18 protein-coding genes are annotated in these 20,033 nt (G+C 69.9%); 13 read left to right on the top strand and 5 right to left on the bottom strand.

Translation table 11 applies throughout. The features are described 5' to 3' along the window. Positions 1-31: 31 nt before the first annotated feature. Together LIV37_RS49135 and LIV37_RS49130 are read right to left on the bottom strand one after the other, a co-directional pair. Positions 32-799 carry a FadR/GntR family transcriptional regulator gene (locus LIV37_RS49135; protein ID WP_020874551.1) on the bottom strand — a complete coding sequence of 256 codons (768 nt, stop codon included), beginning with the start codon at positions 797-799 and terminating at the stop codon, positions 32-34. Next, the gene (locus LIV37_RS49130; protein ID WP_020874550.1) at positions 796-2,256 is read right to left on the bottom strand and encodes an amidase; all 1,461 of its coding nucleotides are present in this window, start codon (positions 2,254-2,256) and stop codon (positions 796-798) included. Before LIV37_RS49130 ends, LIV37_RS49135 begins: the two co-directional genes overlap by 4 nt. 150 nt (positions 2,257-2,406) lie before the next feature. Between LIV37_RS49130 and LIV37_RS49125 the strand changes: the two genes are divergently transcribed. Genes LIV37_RS49125 through LIV37_RS49090 form a run of 8 tightly spaced genes read left to right on the top strand, consistent with a single transcriptional unit; the run spans position 2,407 to position 11,079 of the window. After that, complete coding sequence (locus LIV37_RS49125; protein ID WP_020874549.1) at positions 2,407-3,489, top strand: isocitrate/isopropylmalate dehydrogenase family protein; 1,083 nt, start codon at positions 2,407-2,409, stop codon at positions 3,487-3,489. After that, on the top strand, positions 3,486-5,003 hold the full coding sequence (locus tag LIV37_RS49120) for an ABC transporter substrate-binding protein (RefSeq protein WP_020874548.1): 1,518 nt from the start codon (positions 3,486-3,488) through the stop codon (positions 5,001-5,003). Before LIV37_RS49125 ends, LIV37_RS49120 begins: the two co-directional genes overlap by 4 nt. 16 nt (positions 5,004-5,019) lie before the next feature. Next, positions 5,020-5,970, top strand: a complete 951-nt coding sequence (locus LIV37_RS49115; RefSeq protein WP_020874547.1) for an ABC transporter permease — start codon at positions 5,020-5,022, stop codon at positions 5,968-5,970. Continuing rightward, the gene (locus LIV37_RS49110; RefSeq protein ID WP_020874546.1) at positions 5,967-6,845 is read left to right on the top strand and encodes an ABC transporter permease; all 879 of its coding nucleotides are present in this window, start codon (positions 5,967-5,969) and stop codon (positions 6,843-6,845) included. Before LIV37_RS49115 ends, LIV37_RS49110 begins: the two co-directional genes overlap by 4 nt. Further along, positions 6,842-7,909, top strand: a complete 1,068-nt coding sequence (locus tag LIV37_RS49105; protein ID WP_020874545.1) for an ABC transporter ATP-binding protein — start codon at positions 6,842-6,844, stop codon at positions 7,907-7,909. The genes LIV37_RS49110 and LIV37_RS49105 overlap by 4 nt, the downstream gene beginning before the upstream one ends. Next, on the top strand, positions 7,902-8,774 hold the full coding sequence (locus tag LIV37_RS49100) for an ATP-binding cassette domain-containing protein (RefSeq protein ID WP_020874544.1): 873 nt from the start codon (positions 7,902-7,904) through the stop codon (positions 8,772-8,774). Before LIV37_RS49105 ends, LIV37_RS49100 begins: the two co-directional genes overlap by 8 nt. Positions 8,775-8,779: 5 nt before the next feature. Further along, positions 8,780-10,273 (top strand): aldehyde dehydrogenase family protein, encoded by a 1,494-nt coding sequence (locus tag LIV37_RS49095; RefSeq protein WP_020874543.1) that lies wholly within the window; start codon positions 8,780-8,782, stop codon positions 10,271-10,273. Between the two features lie 8 nt (positions 10,274-10,281). Continuing rightward, positions 10,282-11,079 carry an SDR family NAD(P)-dependent oxidoreductase gene (locus LIV37_RS49090; RefSeq protein ID WP_020874542.1) on the top strand — a complete coding sequence of 266 codons (798 nt, stop codon included), beginning with the start codon at positions 10,282-10,284 and terminating at the stop codon, positions 11,077-11,079. 303 nt (positions 11,080-11,382) lie between these two features. Here LIV37_RS49090 and LIV37_RS49085 read toward each other — a convergent pair whose 3' ends face one another. From LIV37_RS49085 to LIV37_RS49075, 3 genes are all read right to left on the bottom strand, one after another. Then, positions 11,383-12,960, bottom strand: a complete 1,578-nt coding sequence (locus LIV37_RS49085; RefSeq protein WP_020874541.1) for an amidase — start codon at positions 12,958-12,960, stop codon at positions 11,383-11,385. Positions 12,961-13,008: 48 nt separating this feature from the next. Further along, a complete protein-coding gene (locus tag LIV37_RS49080; RefSeq protein WP_020874540.1) occupies positions 13,009-15,276 on the bottom strand; it encodes an arylsulfatase in 2,268 nt (755 codons plus the stop codon). A 375-nt stretch (positions 15,277-15,651) separates the two neighbouring features. Further along, positions 15,652-16,632, bottom strand: a complete 981-nt coding sequence (locus LIV37_RS49075) for a formylglycine-generating enzyme family protein (RefSeq protein ID WP_121826692.1) — start codon at positions 16,630-16,632, stop codon at positions 15,652-15,654. 225 nt (positions 16,633-16,857) lie between these two features. On the opposite strand from LIV37_RS49075, the gene LIV37_RS49070 reads away from it, so the two are divergent. The 5 genes from LIV37_RS49070 (at position 16,858) to LIV37_RS49050 (ending at position 20,001) form a co-directional block, all read left to right on the top strand. Then, entirely contained in the window at positions 16,858-17,238 is a 381-nt protein-coding gene (locus LIV37_RS49070) for a phosphonate C-P lyase system protein PhnG (RefSeq protein WP_020874538.1), read from the top strand. Beyond that, positions 17,193-17,849: an inositol monophosphatase family protein gene (locus tag LIV37_RS49065; protein WP_020874537.1), complete on the top strand. Its 657-nt coding sequence runs from the start codon at positions 17,193-17,195 to the stop codon at positions 17,847-17,849. Before LIV37_RS49070 ends, LIV37_RS49065 begins: the two co-directional genes overlap by 46 nt. Positions 17,850-17,970: 121 nt before the next feature. After that, positions 17,971-18,399, top strand: a complete 429-nt coding sequence (locus LIV37_RS49060) for an HD domain-containing protein (protein ID WP_158634997.1) — start codon at positions 17,971-17,973, stop codon at positions 18,397-18,399. Positions 18,400-18,518: 119 nt separating this feature from the next. Continuing rightward, positions 18,519-18,875, top strand: coding sequence for a hypothetical protein (locus tag LIV37_RS49055; protein WP_020874534.1), 357 nt, complete (start codon positions 18,519-18,521; stop codon positions 18,873-18,875). Positions 18,876-19,041: 166 nt separating this feature from the next. Next, positions 19,042-20,001 (top strand): alpha/beta hydrolase family protein, encoded by a 960-nt coding sequence (locus tag LIV37_RS49050; protein ID WP_020874533.1) that lies wholly within the window; start codon positions 19,042-19,044, stop codon positions 19,999-20,001. Positions 20,002-20,033 lie beyond the last annotated feature (32 nt).

The following is a 20,033-nucleotide window of genomic DNA, read 5'->3' as shown; positions in this document are numbered from 1 at the left end:
ACTCCTCCCGCCCCGGGCGGGAGGAGCCGGGTCAGCTCTCTTCGTCGTCCACGAGCGCGAGCAGCGGACCCCGCTCGTCCTCGGGGACGTAGCCGGCGTAGTACTCGTAGAGCTTGCGCCGCGAGATGTGTGCCGCCGCCTGGCCGTCCCCCGCCCGGATCGCCTCGAGCACCTCCTGATGGTGACGGAGCGACTCCCGCATGAGAGCCGCGCTGTTGTGCGCATGGGCGACCTTGTCCGAGATCAGCGCGAGGACGGCGCCCCTGACGACCTGGTTGCAGACCTCGATGAGGGAGTTGCGGCTGGCCACGGCCACCGCCTCGTGGAAGGCGACGTCGGCCTTGCTGAACTCCTCGTAACCCGCCTCGATCGCATCCGACATGACGGCGATCGTCCGTTCCATGGCGGACAGCTCCTCCTCGGACCGCAGCCGGGCCGCGAGCGAGCTCGCCGACCCGTCGAGGATCATGCGGAACGAGATCAGTTCGGCCATCGACACGTTGTCGAACTGGACGAGCCGGGTCATCTGCTTGGTCAGACCGGCCGACGAGAAGGGCAGGATCTCCGGGCCGTTCGGGTCGCCCGGGCGCGATCGGACGAGGCCGTCGCTCTCCAGCACCCGCAGCGCCTCGCGCACCGTGGGGCGGCTGGCCCCGAACTGCGTCACCAACTCCCGCTCGCTCGGCAGCCGTTGACCGGGCTTGAGGTCACCGCTCACGATCGCCTGCTCGATCTGCTCGACGATGCGCTGGTAGAGCCGTACCGGCGCGACCTGCCGGAACTGTGCCCCGTCGCTCAAGGCTTCTTCCCTTCGGGTGTGGTCGATGTCGTCTTCTCCCCCGTGAGCGCCCCATCGGCGTTGTCCGGCCAGTGCGGGACGGCCTCGGCAGGCCGGTTCCGTTCGTACCATGCCGCCGCCCTCAGGACGCCGAGATCGTCGAAACGCCGGCCCGCGATCTGCACCCCGATGGGACGGCGGTCCGCGGTGAAGCCGCAGTTGACCGTTGCGGCGGGCTGGCCCGACATGTTGTACGGCGCGGTGAAGCCGATGTGGGCCATGGTCTTCTCGTCCCCCGGGAAGGGCATCGGCTGCTCGGCGGGAAAGGCCGCCACCGGCGCCACCGGCGAGAGCACCAGATCGTACGGGAGCGTCGCCGCCACGGTCCGCGCCTGGATGCTCATGATCTGCTGGTAGCACTGGAGGACCCTGGTGCCCGGCACATCGGCGCCCCCCTGACACCACCGGATGACGTGGGGGTGGACGCGCAGCCGGGCCTCGGGCTCCAGGGCGCGGAAGTCGTTCCAGGACCGCACCCGCAAGAACAGATCCAGGTCGTCCAGGAGCTCTTGGGTCATGAACTCCCCGACCGGCTCCACGACGGCTCCCGCCGCCTCGAAGACCGCGGCGGCGCGGTTCACCGCGGCGGTGATCTCGGCGTCGCACGGCTCCCCGCAGCCGGCCTCCAGGTGCACTCCCACCCGCAGTCCGCGCACCTCGCCGTCCAGCGCCGACCAGTCGATGTCCTGCGGCGGCAGGCTCGACCAGTCCCGGGGATCGGGCCGGCTCAGGACCCGCATGAACAGGGCCGCGTCCGCCACGGTACGGGTCATGGGCCCGGCGGCACGCCCCAGGTACGGGGTGTCCAGCGGGATCCGACCATAGCTCGGCTTGAGCGTGGCGAGGCCCAGCCAGGTGCCCGGCAGCCGGATCGATCCCCCGATGTCGGTGCCCACGTGCAGCGGACCGTATCCCCCGGCGGCCGCGGCGCCCGCGCCGGAGCTGGAACCGCCGGTCGTCCAGCCGGGGTTCCAGGGGCTGCGCGTAATGCCGTGCCGGCTGGAGACGCCCGAGGAGAGCATGCCCCAGTCCGGCATCACGGTCGATCCGAGTATCACCCCGCCGGATTCGGCGACGCGCGCGGTGATGGGCGCGTCCGCCTCGGGGACGACCGGTTCCGTCCCCGCGTTGCCCGAGGGCATCGGGACACCCCTGCGGGCGACGTTCTCCTTGAGCGTCACGGGCACGCCGTCGATGAGCCCGAGCGGTTCCCCCGCCGCCCATCGGGCCTCGCTGGCCAGTGCCGCCTTGCGGGATTCGTCCGGATCCCGCACCCAGAACGCGTTGAGCACACTCTCGCGCGCCTCGATCACCGATTGGACGGCGTCGTGGACCTGGACCGGCGACAACGTGCGATCGGCGAATCCGGCCAGCATCTCGACGGCCGGCATGGCGGCCAGGCCCTGTTCCGTGAGCACTCGCACTCTCCTTACTCCCCCGGCTGCCGCCGGGCGGTGGCCCTCGTCATTCCCGCGGTGTTCGAACCCTTGACAGGAACAGCTTCAGTCGTCACGGTACCTGGCAAGTGAGCTTACTGGTCAGGCCAGTGATAACGGAAGGTGGCGTCCATGACGCGGGACACCAAAGTCGTGCGGCTCGCGGTCATTCCAGGAGACGGAATCGGCCCGGAGGTCGTCGCGGCGACCGTGCCCACGCTCCGGGCGGCGCTGGAGGCCGACGGAGACCGGCTCGACGTGACCTCGTTCGACTGGGGAGGTGAGCGGTTTCTCCGGCAGGGCGCGGCGATGCCGGCCGACGCGGCCGACCTCGTCAAGCGGACGGACGCGGTGCTGTTCGGCGCAGTCGGACGACCCGATGTGCCGGAGCACGAACTGATCTGGGGCCTGATCATCGGCCTGCGGCAGCAACTCGACCTCGCCGTGAACCTCCGCCCGGTCCGCGCCTTCCCCGGCGTTCCCACCAAGGTGCGCGACACCGATGGCGTGGACCTGGTGATCGTGCGCGAGAACACCGAGGGCGAGTACGTCGGCGCCGGTGGGGTGGCGCATGCCGGGAGCGGGCACGATCTCGGCATCGAGGTCGCCGTGCACTCCCGTCGGGCCATCGAGCGGGCGGCGCACCATGCCTTCGCCCTGGCCGGCCGCCGGTCGGGGCGCCTGTGCCTGGTGACCAAGTCCAACGCGATGCGGTACGGCTATCCGCTGTGGGACCGGGTGGTGCGTGAGGTCGGCGAGCGGTACCCGCTGGTCCAGCTGGAAACCGTGCTGGTCGACGCGATGGCCGCCCGTATGATCCAGGCTCCGCGGTCCCTCGACGTACTGCTCACCAGCAACCTGTTCGGCGACATCCTCTCCGATCTCGCCGCGGTGCTGGCCGGCGGTATGGGCATGGCGCCAAGCGCCAACGTCCTGCCGGGCGCGGATGTGCCGGGCATCTACGAGCCCGTCCACGGCTCCGCGCCCGACATCGCCGGGAAGGGCATGGCGAATCCGGTGGCCTGCATGCTCTCCGGGGCGATGCTGCTCGACGACCTCGGACACACCGGCGCGGCCCGCCGCGTCCGCGACGCGGTGGCGGGCGCCTTGCGAGATACCAGGCACCACACGGCCGACCTCGGCGGCAACGCCACCACGGCGGACGTGGCATCAGCCGTTCAGCACGCGATGGAAGGCCAGGAACAGAACGCATGAAACATCACAGGCGGCCGACGCGAGGTACCGGGGCGGTCGCAGCCACACTCGCATGCCTGCTGCTGGCATCCTGCTCGGCCGGTTCCACGGCAAGCGGCGGCAGCGCGGGGAAGAACTCCCTGAGCATCGGCCTCACCGCCGAGCCGGCCAACTTCGACTTCACCAAAACCGCGGGTAACGCCATTCCGCAGGCACTGCTCTACAACGTCTACCAGAACCTGGTGAAACTGGACCAGTCCGGCAAGATACGGCCCCAGCTGGCCACGTCGTGGAGTCTGTCCAAGGACCGCAGGACGTACACGTTCCAGCTGGTGAAGAACGCCACGTTCAGCAATGGCGCACGGTTCACGGCCGAGGACGCCAAGTTCTCCATCGAACGCGTCCCGTCCGACTGGACGGTGGCACAGAAGTCCCAGATGGACGTCGTCGACACGGCGCGGGCGGTCTCGCCCACCGAACTGAAGGTCACCCTGAAAAAGCCGAGCAACGACTGGCTGTACCGGATGACCACCCGCGTCGGCGCGATGTTCAGCCGGACCGGCGTGAGCAAGCTGGCCACTGAGCCCGTGGGCACCGGCCCGTATGTGGTGAAGAGGTGGAACCGCGGCGACTCGATCACGCTGGCCCGCCGTGCTGGCTACTGGGGGCGCGAACCGCACTTCAAGTCGGTCACCCTCAAGTACTTCAAGGATCCGACGGCCCTGAACAACGCGCTGCTCACAGGCACCATCAACGTGATCAACGATATGCAGTCCCCGGATACTCTGTTCCAGTTCCAGAACAATCCGAAGTACAAGGTCATCGAGGGCTCGACCAACGCCGAGGTGGTCCTCTCCCTCAACAACAGCTCGGGCCCGATGCGGAACCGGAAGGCCCGTCAGGCAGTCCGCTACGCCATCGACCACAAAGCCCTGATGGACACCTGCTGGGGAGGCCGAGGCAAGCTCATCGGCAGCATGGTCCCTCCGACCGACCCGTGGTACCAGAACCTCACGAACCAGTATCCGTACAACCGGGACAAGGCCAAGAAGCTCCTCAAGGAGTCCGGCGAGGCCGGCCGTACGTTGCGGCTGCGCGTTCCGACGCTGCCTTATGCCATCGGGTGCGGCACCGTGGTCAAGAGTCAGCTCGAACAGGCCGGTTTCAAGGTCAAGCTCGACCAGCTGGAGTTCCCCGCCACCTGGCTGAGCACCGTATTCAAGAACGCCGACTACGACATGTCCATCATCGGCCATTTGGAGCCCCGGGACATGCAGACAGTGTTCGGGGGCAAGGGCTACTACACCGGCTACGACAGCCCTGAATTCCGGGCGTTGCTGAAGAAGGCGGACCAGGGCACCAAGAAGGACCAGATCACCTACATGCGGGCGGCTGCCCGGCTGCTGTCCAAGGACGCCGCGGCCGACTGGCTGTTCCTGCTGCCGATGCTGACGGTGGCGGACAAGGACATCACCGGCCTGCCTGTGAACTACGTCTCCGAGTCAATGGATCTCACCGGCCTGGGCCGGTCATGAAAGGCGGCCTCAACCGATGATCGTCCGTCTAGTCCAGCGGATCGCGGTCCTCCTGGTCAGCCTTGTCGTGAGCTCCGTGCTGGTGTTCGCGTTCATGGCGGTGCTGCCAGGGGATCCGGCCCGCGTCGCCCTCGGCACCAGCGCGTCGGAAGGGGCGGTGGCGCAGCTTCGCGAGCAGTTCGGGCTCGACCGGCCGTTCGTGACCCAGTACCTCAGCTGGGTACACGGACTGGTGACCTTCGACCCGGGCACCTCCTACATCTCCCACACGGAGATCGGCCCACAGATCGCCGACCGCCTCCAGGTCACCCTGTGGCTCGTCGGCGCCGGCATGGTGCTCGCCTGCATCCTGGCGGTCCCCATGGGCATCCTCATGGCCGTCCGGCACCGCAGGCCCTCCGGGCTCATTCTCTCGGCCCTGTCCCAAGCCGGCGTGGCCGTCCCGGCCTTCCTCGCGGGCATCCTCCTGATCACCGTGTTCGCGGTGGGGCTCGGGTGGCTTCCGGCGAACGGCTGGACACCCCCGGTGCAGGATCCGGTCCTGTTCCTCAAACAGCTGGTGCTGCCCGTGCTGTCCCTCGGGATGGTGCAGGGGGCAGTACTCACCCGCTATATCCGCAGCGCTGTGCTCGATGTCCTCCGGGAGGACTACCTGCGCACCGCTCGCGCCAAGGGACTTCGCCCGATGCAGGCGCTGGTGCGGCACGGCCTGCGGAACGCGGCGGTGCCCGTGGTCACCGTCCTGGCGTTGCAGCTCGCCACGCTGCTGGTGGGCGCCGTCGTCATCGAACGGGTCTTCGTCATCCCCGGGCTCGGGAGCCTGCTGCTGGACAGCGTCTCCAACCGGGACCTCATCGTGGTGCAGGACGTGGTCATGATCATCGCTATGGCGGTGCTGCTCGTGAACTTCTTGGTGGACATGATCTATCTGATGATCGACCCGCGGCTCAGGGGAGGTGCGTCATGACTGTTCTGGACACGGAAGCGGCCGCCGCGGCCGCCGCGCCCGACGACCGCCGACGGCGCCGCCCGATGACGGGCAGTCTCCTGGTGGGCGGTTTCATCGTCATGGTCGTGTTCGGCCTGGCGCTGCTGTCCTTCGTGTGGACCCCGCACGACCCCACTCTGGTGAACCCCTCGGCACGGCTGGAGAAGCCGTCGCTGGAGTACTGGTTCGGCACGGACAAATTCGGCCGTGATGTGTTCAGCCAGATCCTGATGGGCTCGCGCACCACACTGTTCGTGGGCTTCGTGGCGGTGGGGGTCGCCGCCCTGATCGGCGTGCCCCTCGGTATCGTCGCCGGAATGGCGCCCGGCTGGGTCGGTGAGCTGCTGATGCGCGGCAACGACCTGCTTCTCGCCTTCCCTGCGCTCCTGTTGGCAATCATGTTCGCCGCCGTGTACGGCGCCAGCACACTGGTCGCGATGGTCGCCATCGGCATCGCGTCCATACCCCATTACGCCCGGTTGATCCGCGGCGGCACGCTGCAGGTCATGAACGCCGAATACGTGGTCGCCGCGCGCGCGGCGGGCCGCGGGCCGTTCTCGATCGGCCTGCGGCACGTCCTGCCCAACGTCAGCAGTCTCGTCATCGTGCAGGCGTCGGTCGGTTTCGCCATCGCCGTACTCGCCGAAGCCGCACTGTCCTTCCTGGGCTTCGGAACCCCGCCCCCCACACCGTCCTGGGGCCGGATGCTCCAGGAGAGCCAGGAGATGCTGTCGGTCGCCCCCCGGCTCGCCGTGTTTCCGGGCATCGCGATCGCGGTGGTGGTGCTCGGATTCAATCTGCTCGGCGACGGCCTGCGCGACCGTTTCGACCCCAAGCTGGAGGACCACCGATGACCCCGGCACCTGACACGGCATCGGCTTCCGGACAGGGCTCCCCCGACCGACCCGATGATGTACTGACCGTTCGGAACCTCGGCGTCACGGTGGGCGGCCGCAAGCTCGTCGAAGATGTCGACTTCACCATCCGGGCCGGCGAACGGGTCGGCCTGATCGGTGAGTCGGGGTCGGGCAAGTCGCTGACCGCACTGAGCGTCATGGGCCTGCTCCCCGAGGGGCTCCGGGCCACGGGTTCGGTGCGGCTCGCCGGAGTCGGCCACGACCTGGTGGGCGCCGATGAGGCGCGGATGTCCCGGGTGCGGGGCAAGGAGATCGCCATGGTCTTCCAGGAGCCCATGACCGCCCTGAACCCCACGATGAAGGTCGGGCGGCAGATCGCCGAGGTGCTGCTGGTCCACCGGACCAGGCCCGACCGCGCGTCCGCCCGGGCCGCCGCCGTGGACCTGCTCGCCCAGGTGGGGCTCCCCGATCCCGCGGCCGCCGTGGACGCCTATCCGCACCAGTTCTCCGGAGGCCAGCGGCAGCGGGTGGTGCTGGCCATCGCCCTCGCGAACGACCCCGCGCTCCTGGTCTGCGACGAACCGACCACCGCGCTCGACGTCACGGTGCAGGCGCGGGTGCTCGACCTGATCGTGCGGGGCGTCCAGGACCGCAGGTCGGCCATGCTCTTCATCACCCACGACTTGGCCGTGGTGGCCACCGCCTGCGAGCGGGTCATGGTCATGTACGGCGGGCGGGTGGTCGAGTCCGGGCCGGTCCAGGAGGTATTCACGCGCCCCCGGCACCGCTACACCCGGGGTCTGATCGGCGCGTCGGACCTGACCGCCGTCGACGACCGCGGCCGGCTGGCCACGATTCCCGGATCGGTTCCGCCGGCGGGCCGGTTCCCCGCCGGATGCGTGTTCAGAAACAGGTGTGCTCACGCGACCGAGGCATGCGCCACCCGGCCGGACTGGGTGCCGACCGGACCGGACTCCGGCTACGCCTGCTTCCATCCGGTAGCCGAGAGCGGCGCACGCGGGACCGCCATACCTACGAACCAGGAGGCCGGCCGTGGCTGAGCAGCCCACCAGCGCCCCCCTCGCGCCCGGGCCGCGGACCGGCCCGGTGGACGCCATCAGCGTCCGCGACGTCACACGCGACTACCGGCGGCCCCGTGCCTCGCTGCGCCGCCCCAGCCCGCCGGTGCACGCCCTGCGTGGCGTCAGCTTCGCCGTCCCCCAGGGGCAACGGTTCGGCATCGTCGGCGAGTCGGGGTGCGGCAAGTCGACCCTGCTGCGGATCCTCGCCGGACTCGACCAACCCACCAGCGGCAGCGTCGCGATCGACGGCCGGGACATCACCGGGCTCCGGGAAAGACAACTGCGGTTCGTCCGCGAGCGGCTCCAACTCGTGTTCCAGGACCCGATGAGTGCGCTGGACCCGCGGATGCGCGTCGGCGACATCGTGGCCGAGCCACTCGTCGCGCAGGGGCACCGGAACCGCAAGGAGCGGGTGGCCGAGTTGCTCGAGGCCGTCGGCCTGCGGGCCGACGCGGCGAACCGGTATCCGCACCAGTTCTCCGGTGGCCAGCGGCAGCGCATCTCGATCGCGCGCGCCCTCGCCCCCCGTCCGAAGATCATCGTGGCCGATGAGCCGGTGAGCGCCCTGGACGTGTCCGTACGGGCCCAGGTGCTCAACCTCATCGCCGACCTCGTCGACGAGCTGTCCCTCACGCTGGTCTTCGTCTCCCACGATCTGTCCGTGGTCCGCCATGTGTGCGACCGGGTCGCGGTCATGCACGCCGGGCAGATCGTGGAGACCGGGTCCACTGAGCAGGTGTACGAGGACCCACAGCATTCCTACACACGCAGGCTGATCGCCGCCGCTCCGACTCTGGACAGGGCACTGTCCGGAGTGTCGGCGGCCGACCTCAACCGGGAGTAGCGACCGTGACCACCCATGTCAAACCCGCCGTCGACGAATCCCCCGTGGTGAGGGAGTTTCCCGAAGGTCTGCCCATCGGCGACCACTGGGTCGAGGCACCCGCCACCGAGGACGTCCGTTTCCCCTACGACGGGACGCTCGTCGCCCGTGCCCCCGTCGGGGACACCGGTCTCGCCCGCCAGGCCCTGGACGCGGCCTTCGCGGTCCGCGAACAGGTCGGGCGGCTGCCCTCGCACACCCGCAGGGCGGCACTGCTCGCCACGCACGAGGCCATCGCCTCCCGACGCGCGGACTTCGAGCGGCTGCTGGTCCTGGAGACCGGAAAGCCGCTGGTCGACTGCCGGGTCGAGGTGGACCGCACCCTGCTGACACTGCTGACGGCGGCCGAGGAAGTGGCCCGGCTGCACGGGGAAACCGTGCCGCTGGACCTGCTGCCGTCGGGCGAGGGGCTGCTCGGGTTCTGGACCCGCAAGCCGATCGGCGTGGTGGTGGGCATCGCGGGCTTCAACTACCCACTGCTGCTCGCCGCGCACAAGGTCGCGCCCTCGCTGGCCGCCGGCTGCCCGATCATCGCCAAGCCCGCCCCGCAGACCCCGCTGGCCACCCTGTGGCTGGTGCACCTCCTCCGCGAGGCACTGCGCACCGCCGGCGCGCCGCAGGCCGCCGTCCAGCTGGTGACCGGGGGCCCCGAGGTGGGCGTCGCGCTGACCACCGACCGCCGGATCGGGGCGGTGTCCTTCACCGGATCCGCCGCCGTGGGCCACCAGATCGCCCGGGACGCGGCACCCACCAAGGTCCTGCTCGAACTCGGCTCCAACGCCGCCCTGGTGGTGGCCGCCGACGCCGACCTCGACGCCGCCGCCGACGCGGTGGTGCGCGGCGGGTACTACGGGTCCGGCCAGGCGTGCATCAGCGTGCAGCGGGTCATCGTGGTGGACTCGGTGCGGGAGGAGTTCGTGGCCCGCCTGACGGAACGAGTGGCCCAGGTGACCGTGGGCGACCCCCGCGACCCGGCGACGAGAGTCTCGGCACTCATCGACAAGCGGTCGACCGAGCGCGTGTGCGCATGGGTGGAGCAGGCGGTGGAGGCGGGTGCGTCCCTGGTGGCCGGAGGCGGGGTCGCCGACGGGGTGATCGAGCCCACCGTGCTCGTCGACGTGGACCGTGCCCTCCCCGTGTGGGACGAGGAGGTCTTCGGCCCCGTGGTCGCGGTGCGGTCCGTCCCCGACCTGGACACCGCCCTCGACCTGGTCAACGACTCGCGCTACGGACTCCACGCGAGCGTCTACACCAGCGCCCTCGACACCGCGTTCGCCGCTCTCGACCGCCTGGAGGTGGGCGGAGTGGTCATCAACGAGGTTCCCGGATTCCGGTCCGATGTCATGCCGTACGGCGGTGTGAAGGACTCCGGGGCCGGACGGGAGGGCCCGAGGTTCGCCATCGAAGAGCTCACCGTCACCCGTATGGCAGTGATTCGCCCGACCACAAAGAAGCCGTGAGGACCACCTTGCAAGCACAGGACCACACCGATGCGCTGGACGCTTACTCCCGCCTGTTCAGGCTCGACGGCCGCAAGGCCGTCGTGGTGGGCGCGGGCAGCGGAATCGGCCGCGAGAGCGCCCTGGCCCTCGCCGCACACGGCGCCACGGTGGTGTGCGCCGACCGCGATCTGACGGCGGCCGAGGAGTCGGCGTCGATGGGGCCGGATCTTGCCGCGTACGCCCTCGACGTGCTCGACGGTGAGGCGGTCGCGCGTGCCGCCGAGGAGATCGGCCCCGTCGACGTGCTCGTCTTCACCGCCGCGACGAACGTGCGCAAGCCCCTGCTCGACTACACGACGGAGGAATTCGAGCGGGTCGTGGCGCTCAATCTGCGCGCGTCCTTCGACCTGGTGCGGGCGTTCGGCCGGGGCATGGCCGAGCGTGGCGGGGGAAGCATCATCGGCTTCAGCTCGATCCGCGCGGTGGCCGTCGAGCCGGGGCAGGGGGTGTACGCGGCCACGAAGGCCGGGCTCGTCCAGCTGCTGCGGACCGCTGCGGCCGAGCTGGGCCCGTCGGGTGTGCGGGTGAACACCATCGCCCCGGGTGTCGTGGACACCCCGCTGACCGCGCAGATCCGGGCGGTGCCGGAGTGGTCGGACGCGTACGCCAGCAAGAGCGCCCTGGGCCGCTGGTCCCGGGCCGACGAGCTGGCCGGCGCCGTCGTCTACCTCGCCTCTGACGCGTCTTCCTTCGTCACGGGGAGCCAGCTCTTCGTGGACGGAGGCTGGACGGCGATCGACGGACGCTTCACGCCGCCCAGCTGACCGGGCGCCGGCGGGTCCTTGTTCCGCCGATCCGGCGCGGTTCACCCCGGAAGAGAGCCGGAAGCCGTCAAAAGGAAGCTCTGCCCTTCGAAGGGCAGAGCTTCCTTTTGACGGCCCAGGCCCACGGTCGACGACGGCGCGCAGCGGCTCAGCAACGCGCGACCGCACCTGTTCGGCCGTGAGGCCTCCGGCTTCGACGGCGATTCCACCCACACCGCCGCCGGCCACCGCGAGGATCGCGGTGGCCGGCGGCGGTGTGGTGATGGTTCCCCTCCCGTAGCGGCTGCCCCGGGGGTCGTGGCGTCAGGTTCGGGCGAGCGGGGCGTCGGCGCTGTCCGCGGCTCGCCCGGGCGGAACGTCGGCCAGACCGTGGTTCAGCTCCAGTGCGTGCGCCGCGCGGATGAGCGACCCGTCATCACCGTGGCGGCCCGCGAGCATCATGCCGACCGGCAGACCGTCGACCAGACCGGCGGGGACGTTCAACGCGGGGTGCCCGGTGTGGTTGAACGCACAGGTGTTGGCGATGAGTTCGGGGTCGAGGGCCAGTTCGGTCAGCTCGACCACCGAGGCGTCGGCATCGGGCAGCGGCGGCGCTGTGGTGCGGACGGTGGGCAGGACGAGGACGTCGACGTCCTCGAGCAGCTGGTCGTACTGCTGACGCAGGCGTATCGCCAGGTTCTGCGCCTTGGCGTAGTAGTGGCCGCCGTAGACATCCCACAGGTAACCGCCGACGGTCGCCGCGTATTTGACGCTGGCGAACAGCAGATCGGAGTGGAGCGCCCGGCCGCGGGCCGCCGCCAACGCCACCTCGGCGTCGTAGAAACCCTTGCCGGGCAGCCCGATCCCGTTGCCCTTCAGCATGAACTGCGCCCCGCCCTGGAGCAGCACCGAGGAATGGATGTCCATCGCGTAGGAGTGCAGCGGCGCCGAGACGTCGACGATCTCGGCACCGAGCGAGGCCAGCAGCGCCACGCGCGCCCGTACGGTCTCATCAACGGCGCTCTGCGCTTCATCGGCGGTGAATCCCTCCGCGAGCACGCCCACGCGCAGCCCTCGCAGCGAATCCCCCAGCATTTCGCCGTAGGCCGGTACGGTGGTCTGCGACCGCTGGCGCGGGTCGAGACCGCCGTCGAAACCCGCGATCACTTCGAGCAGCGCCGCGAGGTCCCGGGCGGTCCTCGCCATCGGCCCGACGTGGTCGACGCTGGGATCAATCGGCAGGCAGCCGGTGTACGGCACCAGGCCGTAGGTGGGCTTCAGCCCGTAGATACCGCACTGCGCGGCCGGGATCCGGATCGAACCGCCCTGGTCGGCGCCGATTCCGATGTCACAGGCACCACTGGCGACCAGTGCCGCGACGCCGCTGGAGGAGCCTCCGGCGGACCGGGAGGTGTCCCACGGGTTGCGGACGAACCCGTCGGCGGAGGAGACGCTCGCGCCCGACAGGCACAGGTCTTCTGTCGTCCCGATGCCGGTGATCCGGCCGCCGGCGTCAAGTACCCGGGTGACGATGGTCGCGTCGTAGGAGGGTGTGTGTCCCCGCAGCAGCTGGGACCCACCGCCCATCGGAACGCCGGCCACCGGGATCATGTCCTTCAGCGCCACGGTCCGGCCCGCCAGCCGCCCGGTGGCGGCCCCTCGCACATCGCAGCGGACCGCCCACGCGTTCAGCGGATTGTCCTTCGCGTCCGGCCGCTGCGAACCCGCCCTGGGGTAGCGGACCGGCGGTTGGTGGCCGCTCACCTCATCCAGCCGCTCGCACGCCCGGAGCGCGCCCTGTCCGAGGGTGAGCATCATCCGAAGCTCGTCGTCGTCCATCGTGAGCCCGGCGTTCTCCGCGGCTCGCCTGACCGCGTCGAGGGAAAGTGGCGCAAGTGTCATCGCTGCTCCTTTGGATGGCTGGAACTGGAGGAGGTGAGCGGGGGCGAATCAGTCGATTCGCTCGAAGGGTGTCTCGCCCTCCTCGTCCGGCGCGACCGTGAAGACGAGCTTCTCGAACTTTCCGGTGAACGCGAATTCGCCGTCATAGCTCGGTGAGGAGGGCGACAGGGTGTCCCGGCCGACGTCGAGGCCCTGCCATCCGAAGAAGTGCGGGAGGACCCGCGGAATGACCTCTTCGCCGACCGGCCTTCCGGACACGTACAGGTGTCCAACGCCCTGCATGTCACCGGTCTTGACGAATTCGAAGGTCAGCTCCGCCGGGCCGGTCGGGAGTTCTTCCTCCGAGGTCACCGTGTACCGGGTGCCGAGGAAGTTGTACTCGTAGACCAGCCGGTTGTCCTTGACGTACAGGACGTATCCGCTGCTGATGTTGCCCAGGGACACCAGGACACCTTCGTCCGACGCGGTGGCCCGGTCGACGAACGCGGTGATGCGGTGTGCGCGGTTCATCACCGGTGGTACCGCGGCACCGGGCAGATGGGCCATGCCGGGGTAGTAGGTGAAGGTGGTGCGCTTGCGCGGAGAGCCGGGACGCGGAATCTTCGCCCGGGGGGCGAATCCCTGGTCGTCCAGCGGCAGCACATCGTATTTTCCTGCTTCCACCCAGAAGCGGGAAATCATCTTCTGTAGTTGCTCGGGTCGCGCCTGCGCCAGGTCGTTGCATTCCGAGAAGTCGGTGTCGTGGTGGTAGAGCTCCCACTGGTCCGCGTCGAAGGACGTTCCGCGTTCGTGGTAGGCGACGGCCTTCCAGCCGTCGTGCCAGATCGCGCGGTGCCCGAACATCTCGAAGTGCTGGGCTTCCTTGCGCGTCGGCGCGGTCGGCGAGTCGAAGGTGTAACCCATGCTCACACCGTGGATCGGCATTTGCGGGATGCCGTTGTAGACCGCGGGAGCTTCCAGACCGAGCAGTTCGAAAAGGGTCGGGGCGATGTCGGTGACATGGTGGAACTGCTGCCTGATCTCGCCGGTACGCGGCAGCCCCCGGGGCCACTGCACGATGAGCGGGCAGCGGACACCGCCTTCGTGGGTGTTCTGCTTGTAGCGCTTGAACGGCGTGTTGCCCGCCTGTGCCCAGCCCCAGGGGTAGTTGGCATGAGAGCGTGTGGTGCCGATCTCATCGATCCGCGCGAGCATCTCCTCGAAGTCCTCGGGCAAACCGTTCTGATATGCGGTGGGGTTGAGCGAACCCTTCTGCCCGCCTTCCTGGCTGGCCCCGTTGTCCGAGAGCAGGATGGTGATGGTGTTCTCCATCCGGCCTATCTGCTCCAGGAACTCCATGAAGCGGCCGATGTGGTGGTCGGTGTGGTCGACCATCGCCGCGTAGGCTTCCTGGAGGCGTGCGGACAGCTTCTTCTCGTCGTCCGGCAACTCGTCCCAGGGAAGGACCCCGGGGTTGTGCGGCGCCAGTTCGGTGCCCTCCGGCAGGATGCCCCGTTCGATCTGGCGGGCGTGCCGGGTGGCGCGCTCGGCGTCCCAGCCGTGGTCGAACCGGCCCCGGTACTTCTCCAGGTATTCCTGGGGGGCCTGGTGCGGGGCGTGCGCCGCACCGAACGCCATGTACATGAAGAAGGGTTTCTCCGGAGTGACCGAAGTCTGGTCCCTGACGAATTCGATCGCCCGGTCGACGATGTCCTCACTGAGGTGATAGCCCTCTTCCGGGCTCTTCGGCGGATCCACGGCGTGGTTGTCGTGGAACAGCTCCGGATAGAAACTGTCCGTCTCGGCTTCCAGGAATCCGTAGTAACGCTCGAACCCGCGGGACAGCGGCCACTGGGTGTACGGCCCGGAGGCGGTGGTCTGCTCCATCGGCGCCAGGTGCCACTTGCCCACGGCCATGGTGTTGAAGCCGGCGTCGCGCAGCACCTCGGGCAGTATCGCGGCGGACTTGCTGATCTGTCCGCGGCCGCTGGGGAAGCCGGTGTCGAAGTTGGACAGCATGCGCATACCGACGGAGTGGTGGTTCCGGCCGGTCAGCAGGGAAGCACGGGTCGGCGAGCACAGCGTGGTGGTGTGGAAGTTCGCGTAGCGAAGGCCGCCGGTGGCGAGGGCGTCCATGGCCGGGGTGTCGATGTCCGAGCCGAAGCAGCCGAGGTCGGAGAAGCCGACGTCGTCGAGCACGATCACCACGACATTGGGCGTGCCCTCGGGGGGCGCCTGCTGATCGGGCCACCACGGGGTGGACTCCTCGTAGGTCGTGCCGATCTTGCCTTGGAAAGTACCGTTCGCGGACGGCGGACACGGAGAGGCGTTGGTCATCCAGGACGCTCCTTTGCATGGAGGTTCGAACGTGCGCTGTGCCGGCAGCGGTCCGCACTCATGACATCTGCTGGGCGGCGCGGCGGTCGGACAGGCGGAGTCCGAAGACTTGACGCGGCCGACAGGCCGTCCCGTAGAAGACTCCAGTTAACTGGTCTTACCAGTAGGTTGAGTGCAAGTTTGGCCTGCTCATTCCCCGGTGTCAACCATGTGTCGACCACCGCCGCCCCGTGTCTGTGCGTCCCTCGCCGGGCGGCGGTTCGCCTGCCGACCCGCCCCTCAACAGGGCCGATCGCCGCACCGTCCCGCCGCGACCCCGCCCCCTGAGGGCGGAGGCGGTCGAGGGCGGTCCGTCAGTGCTCGGTCAGCGATCCGTCAGGGTGACGGGGGCAGATCCGCCGCGCAGCGGAATCCCATGTGGCCGGTGCTGCTGTCCGGTGTGTTGGACGTGCGCGCGGCGACGCGGTAGCGGTTGCAGTACGACGCGTGGCACAGATAGGAGCCGCCGCGGATCACCTTCGCCTCCCCGGTGGGAGGTCCGGCCGGGTCCCGGCGGGTCTCCGGGCGGTCGGCCACCTGCCATGTGGTGCTCCACCAGTCGGAGCACCATTCCCAGACATTGCCGGATGTGTTGTACAGGCCGAAGTTGTTGGCTCGGTAGGTCTTGACCGGCGCGGTTCCCAGATACCCGTCCTCACCGGTGTTGACCTGCGGAAACTGCCCCTGCCAAATATTGCAGCGGTGCTGCCCCCGAGGCAGGAGCTCATCCCCCCAGGGGTAGCGGGCGCGCTCCAGACCGCCACGCGCCGCCATCTCCCACTCCGCCTCCATGGGCAGGCGTTTGCCCGCCCACGCCGCGTAGGCGGACGCGTCGCGCCAGGAGACGTGGACGACGGGGTGGTTCGACAGCTCGGTCCAGGACGATCCCGGCCCGTAGGGGGCCCGCCAGCACGCCCCGTCGACCGCGAGCCACCAGGGCGCCTGCGCCACCGTGCCGTCGCGCACCATGCGCCGGGCGTCGGGGTGGACGAGTGCGTAGAACACGAAGGACCAGCCGTGGCGCTCGGCGTCGGTCCGGTAGCCGCTGCTGCGCGTGAACGCCGCGAACTGCCTGTTGGTGACGGTCGTCGCGTCGATGAGGAACGGTGACAGCCGCACCTGCCGGACCGGGCCCTCACCGTCCTCGGGAAACGCGTCGGCGTCGTCGCCCCCCATCGAAAACGTCCCTCCGGGGATGCGCAGCATGGCCCGCAGCCCCTGCGCCCGGTCCCGCTCCGGGGCCCGCGCCCGCATGGCGGACACTTCGGGAATCTCCTCGCCGCCCCCGGACGTGGGGGCACAACATGCGCCTGACATCGCTCCTCCGACCGCGGGCTGGTGTTCCTTCACCCGGCTGACCACACATTCTCCGTCGGACCGAGCGTACGGCCCCCCGTGCCGGCCCCGACCGGTGGCCGGGGCGGGCGCCGGTACCGTCCGATCGAATCGCGAAACGACTGTCCCGGTTGTTCACGTTCCCGGTTCGGACTCGTTGGCCGTCGGCAGGTTGTCCGGACGAGTGGGCCGATCACAGTTCCCGGTGTGAGTGCGACCAGGTATCTGGAGATCGCGGAGCGGTTGTCCGCCGAGCTGGCCGAGTGTGCCTGCATCGCCGATGGCGCGCCGGTACGGGTGCTGGTGGGGCCCGATGTCGGCTGCGTGACCGCGCAGGTCCGCGAGCCGGTCCTGGAGCAGCGCTTCCTGCTCGGTGACGTCCTGGCCTGCCGGGCCGAGGTCGAGCTCGCCGGCCACCGCGGCTGGGCCATGCGCCTCGGGGACGACCGCGCGGCCGCGCTGGCCGCCGCGGTGCTCGACGCCGAGGCGCAGTCCGGCCGCGGGCCGAGAAGGTACAGACGGGCGCGGACGGAACGCCCACGATGCGGCTGGACATCCTGGTGGACACCGCGATCGCCGAGGTGGTGAACGCCCACCGGATCAATCTGCTCAGCGAGGAACTGGGCAGCATCGACAACGGATCCGCTATCACGCTGGTCACCGACCCGGTGGACGGCACGGCGAACGCCGCCTCGGGTGTCCCGCTGTCCGCCTTCGCGGGTGTGATCGCGGTGGACGGTGTGCCGACCGAGGCGCTGACCTCCTGGCTGGACACCGGGCGCTGCTGGCACACGGTGGCGGGTCAGCCGTCGCCGTACCGCACGAACGGCCGTACGGAGCTGGACGGCGCGGCGGTGAGTCTGCTGCGGCCGCAGCCGCAGATCGCCGACGCGTGGTGGCGGGTGGCGACGCGGGCGGCCAGGATCCGCATCCTGTCCACGAGTTGCCTGGAAGCGGTGCTGGTGACCGAGAAGTCCACGGACGCGTTCGCGGACGCCGGATCCGACACCCACCGGATCGTGGACCTGGCGGCCGCGATGGTCACCGTCCCCGCGGCGGGCGGCGCGGTGATCGATGTGCGCGGCCGCCCGCTGGAGATCGACCCCGACCTCACCCGCCGCTGGTCGGGTGTGGTCGCGGCCACGCCACGGCTCGCGGAGGAGCTGCCGGAGACCATCCGCGGAACGGAGGACCGATGACCACCCGTATCCCCCTCGACCCGCTGACGAGCGAGGAACTGACCGCGCTCGTCGACGGCCTCGCGGGCCTGCCGTACGGCGGGGAGGCCGTCGACCAGCGGACGCACGCCCTCCAGACGGCGTGGCTGGCGATGGAGCGGGCGCGGACGACGAGCTGGTGGTGGCCGCGGCGCTGCACGACATCGGCCGGGACCGGCCGGGCCCGGCCGAACACCCGGGCCTGCCGCACGAGGTGGCGGGCGCCGAGTTCGCCCGCCGCCGGGTGAGCGAACGGGTGGCGTGGGTCATCGCCCCGCACGTACCGGCCAAGCGCTATCTGGTGGCGACCGACGCGGCGTACCACGCCCTGCTCAGCCCGGCGTCGATCGCGTCCCTGAAGGTCCAGGGCGGCCCGATGGACGAGCGCGAGGTGGCGGAGTTCGCGGCCCATCCGCCGGCCGGGGACGCGGTCGCGCTGCGCCGCTGGGACGACGCGGCCAACGACCCGGACGGCCCGCAACTCGCGCTGCCGACTCTCCTGGCGGCCCACACCCGCTGCGTGACGGCGTGACAAGCCTGAGGGTGATCGCGGCCCCGGGAGGGCAGGCCGAGCGGCCTGCCCTCCCGGGGCCATGCGGCTAGCATCTGCGGATGGCTCACAACGGCAGGAAGGCCGCGCCCCGAGGATCGATGAGGACGCGCACTCTGAGGTTCGGCTTGTACGCGGACCAGCAGGGGCTGGCGTGGGTCAGGGAAGTCGTGGTGGCGGCTGTGGGCTCCCGTAGCGCCCGGATCGTCGGTGAGTCCGTCGTACGCACCTTTTCCGGGAGCGAGCTGACGACCGCCGACGTGTACGACCTGCTGGCGGAGCAGTGGGCCGTGGAGCACCCCGGCCGGAGCAGTGGGGCGCGGGAACCGGTCGAGCTGCGCGTCCACTTGGTGTGTTCCCTGCGGACGTGGCGGGCGATCCGCAAGACAGTGATCAAGGCCTTGTGCCCGGAGGGCACGGCGCCCCACGTCTGCCGTGTTCCGTGGATGGCCGCCTGAGCCGCTTCACGGTCAACCGCTTTGACAAAACGGAACGTCGCTCCGTACATTAATCGGAACGACGATCCGTTTTCGGCGCCGCCCGAAGCCGGACGCTCCTGATCGCCTCCCCCACCCCGGCCGAACCAGACCGGCACAGAGGCCATTGAAGGGATACGCACACCTCATGAGTGAATCGACGTACGCCGCCGACGCCTTCGGCTCGCCCACTCCGGTCCTCTCGGTCAGCCCGGTGGTGCTACCGGCTCCCGGCCGAGCGGTGGACCTGGAAGTGCGCGTCTCCGCGCCCGTGACCGGGCGCGATCTGCCCGTCATCCTCCTCTCGCACGGCCAGGGCTACTCGAACCACCTCTCCTCACTGAACGGATACGCCCCGCTCGCCAACTTCTGGGCCGCACACGGCTTCGTCGTCATCCAGCCCACCCATCTGAGCTCGCGGACACTGACCCTGGACCCCGCCACCCCGGGCGCGCCGCTGTTCTGGCGATCGCGGGCCGAGGACATGACGCGCGTCCTCGACCAACTCGATGTGATCGAGGCCGCCGTTCCACAGCTCCTCGGGCGCGTTGACCGGAGCAAGGTGGCCGTGGCCGGGCACTCGATGGGCGGACACACCGCGAGCCTGCTGCTGGGCGCCCGGCTCACCGATCCGGAGGACGGGACGGAAGTGGACCTGGCCGAGCCCCGGATCGCGGCGGGTGTGCTGCTTGCCGCGCCCGGCGGGGGCGGCGATGCCCTCACCGAGTCCACGGCCCGGAACTTCCCCTTCTTCCTGACCACGGACTTCTCCAAGATGACCACGCCCGCGCTCGTGGTCGCCGGTGACAAGGACGACTCTCCCCACCTGACGGTCCGGGGCCCGGAGTGGCACACCGATCCGTACTTCCTCTCCCCCGGCCCCAAGTCCCTGCTCACGCTGCACGGCGCGGAGCACGGGCTCGGCGGGGTCTCCGGCTATGACGTGGCCGAGACCACCGACGAAAGCCCCGAGCGCGTATCCACGGTCCAGCGGCTCACCTGGGCCTACCTCCGCACCCTGCTCAACCCCGCGGATTCCGCCTGGCAGACGGCGTGCGACGCGCTGGCGGCCGGCCCCAGCCCGCTCGGACGAGTCGAATCGAAGTAAGCCGGGAAGGCGGCGGCAAAGGGGACGACCCG

The sequence above is a fragment of the Streptomyces rapamycinicus NRRL 5491 genome (assembly GCF_024298965.1).
Taxonomy (GTDB): domain Bacteria; phylum Actinomycetota; class Actinomycetes; order Streptomycetales; family Streptomycetaceae; genus Streptomyces; species Streptomyces rapamycinicus.
Note: the sequence above shows the minus strand (reverse complement) of the source record. Positions and strands in the feature narration are given on the sequence as shown.

Bases quoted from the DNA above. Each gene is read 5' to 3' on its own strand.
- LIV37_RS49115 (WP_020874547.1), top strand. From the start codon at position 5,020: ATGATCGTCCGTCTAGTCCAGCGGATCGCGGTCCTCCTGGTCAGCCTT.
- LIV37_RS49110 (WP_020874546.1), top strand. From the start codon at position 5,967: ATGACTGTTCTGGACACGGAAGCGGCCGCCGCGGCCGCCGCGCCCGAC.
- LIV37_RS49105 (WP_020874545.1), top strand. From the start codon at position 6,842: ATGACCCCGGCACCTGACACGGCATCGGCTTCCGGACAGGGCTCCCCC.
- LIV37_RS49050 (WP_020874533.1), top strand. From the start codon at position 19,042: ATGAGTGAATCGACGTACGCCGCCGACGCCTTCGGCTCGCCCACTCCG.
- LIV37_RS49065 (WP_020874537.1), top strand. From the start codon at position 17,193: ATGCGGCTGGACATCCTGGTGGACACCGCGATCGCCGAGGTGGTGAAC.
- LIV37_RS49080 (WP_020874540.1), bottom strand. From the start codon at position 15,276: ATGACCAACGCCTCTCCGTGTCCGCCGTCCGCGAACGGTACTTTCCAA.
- LIV37_RS49075 (WP_121826692.1), bottom strand. From the start codon at position 16,632: ATGTCAGGCGCATGTTGTGCCCCCACGTCCGGGGGCGGCGAGGAGATT.
- LIV37_RS49055 (WP_020874534.1), top strand. From the start codon at position 18,519: ATGAGGACGCGCACTCTGAGGTTCGGCTTGTACGCGGACCAGCAGGGG.
- LIV37_RS49120 (WP_020874548.1), top strand. From the start codon at position 3,486: ATGAAACATCACAGGCGGCCGACGCGAGGTACCGGGGCGGTCGCAGCC.
- LIV37_RS49125 (WP_020874549.1), top strand. From the start codon at position 2,407: ATGACGCGGGACACCAAAGTCGTGCGGCTCGCGGTCATTCCAGGAGAC.
- LIV37_RS49085 (WP_020874541.1), bottom strand. From the start codon at position 12,960: ATGACACTTGCGCCACTTTCCCTCGACGCGGTCAGGCGAGCCGCGGAG.